Genomic DNA, 1,075 nt, shown 5'->3' on the forward strand with positions numbered 1-1,075 from the left:
AAAACATAGAAAAGCAGAAGAATTGAAAGTGAATGGACAAAAGTTGAGAATCTTAAAAGAATCTGATTTTGTTGCACTTTACGAATCAAATGTAGAAGAAAGTGAGCAATAACTGTGCCTAACAATGTATATAAAACATAGCTATTATAGGCTTTACCATAGGTTTTTGTGTATTTGCAAAGACCGCCAAATTTTTAAATTTGGCTTTTAGTAAAATAAAGATAAAAAGAAAAATTTAAAAATTCGGCTCGTGTATAATCCGAAACGATAGTGTCTTTTTTTACGCTACGTTTCATATACTAGACGTTGGCAGTAATTCCCCTCTTTTCGGAAAAAAAAATAATCACTTTAAGCTAACGTTTAGGAGATTGGAAAAGATAAAATCACAACTGAAAATCAAAATCACTAACTTTTGATTTTCAGAACATTATAAAAACGTTAGTCAGAATTAAACTCACGAAATCTTAACATAATAAGACGCAACCTTTTTAACAAATCATCATCTATAAATAAACTTAAATTATGAAAAACCGACTTTTTAAAATATTTTTAATAGTGATTTTGTCTCTGAATTTTACCTCTTGTAATAATGACGACGATAATAGAGAAAATCTGAATCTGAACGGAACTTACACGGGAACTTTTACAGTTGAATATCTTAATGGAGATACTTTTTCAAATCCTGTAACTGTTACCTTTAGCAAAGAAAATTATCAAAGTAGTGGGAATGATGATTATTTTCCTGCTGGTGGAAGTGGCACTTATGATAAAACCATTTCAACAATAGAATTTAATGACATAAATTATTGGACTGCAAATTTTGACGCACATTTAATTTTAGGTGGCGAATATGAATATTCATTAAACGGAAATGAATTAATTATTTCAGCAAACAGACCTGAATTTGGATTTTACAAATACGAACTGACAAAAGAATAAAACTACTGCCAACAAAGAACTGAGGTAAAAAACAACTCTTTTCTTAATTAATTTGAGACATAATTATTCTAGGCTCATAGATTCCTTTAATGGATTCTTTGAACTTTTTTGTTCCTTTCTATTGTACTCTTTACTT

At 28.9% G+C, this 1,075-nt stretch carries 1 protein-coding gene; it reads left to right on the forward strand.

The annotated features are described in order from the left end of the window. Positions 1-522 precede the first annotated feature (522 nt). Complete coding sequence (locus LB449_RS13775; protein WP_224455697.1) at positions 523-939, forward strand: hypothetical protein; 417 nt, start codon at positions 523-525, stop codon at positions 937-939. The last annotated feature ends 136 nt before the right edge of the window (positions 940-1,075 follow it).

It is taken from the genome of Psychroflexus lacisalsi, assembly GCF_020164495.1.
Lineage (GTDB): Bacteria > Bacteroidota > Bacteroidia > Flavobacteriales > Flavobacteriaceae > Psychroflexus > Psychroflexus lacisalsi.

Coding starts and splice junctions, on each gene's coding strand:
- LB449_RS13775 (WP_224455697.1), top strand. CDS start 523: ATGAAAAACCGACTTTTTAAAATATTTTTAATAGTGATTTTGTCTCTG.